A 595-nucleotide genomic window follows, 5' to 3' on the forward strand; every position below is an offset into this window, starting at 1 on the left:
CGCGCATGACTGGCATGCCGCCTGAACCCTCTAGAGTCTTTGCCTATGAACGCCCCAGCCAGTAATGTCCCGGTTCGACCCGTCCAGCGGGTCGTCATCGTCCACGGATACCAATCGTCTCCGGATTCAAACTGGTTCCCCTGGCTGCAAAGCGCCCTTGAAGCTGAAGACATAGAAGTCACAGTCGTTCCACTCCCCAACCCGGACAATCCTGACAAGGCAGCCTGGGAGAACGCAGTCAGCACGGCACTCGGAGTGCCGGATGCGACAACAGTGGTTGTGGCACATTCCCTCGGCGTGGTCACCGTCCTACGGGTACTCGAGACACTGCCGGAACCCTGGGAGCTGGGCGGTCTCGTGGTGGTCGCCGGGTTCACTGAACCACTGGAAGCATTACCGGAACTCGATGGTTTCCTCGCAACTGACGCTGCCGTAGAGCGGGTGGCAACGAGCATTCGGCAACGAACAGTACTTCGCTCCAACACAGATCCTTTCGTGCCGCCGGAAGCATCCGATGACCTCGCCAGACGTCTAAGCGCACGTCTGCAGGTCCACCCGGCAGCAGGACACTTCATGGCAGAAGATGGCGTCACAA

1 protein-coding gene is annotated in these 595 nt (G+C 59.8%); it reads left to right on the forward strand.

The genetic code is table 11. The features are described 5' to 3' along the window. Positions 1-45 precede the first annotated feature (45 nt). A partial coding sequence (locus AC5RTT_RS20720; protein ID WP_494146731.1) for an RBBP9/YdeN family alpha/beta hydrolase occupies positions 46-595 on the forward strand: 550 nt, incomplete at its 3' end.

This window comes from Arthrobacter sp. Y3221157 (assembly GCF_059089865.1).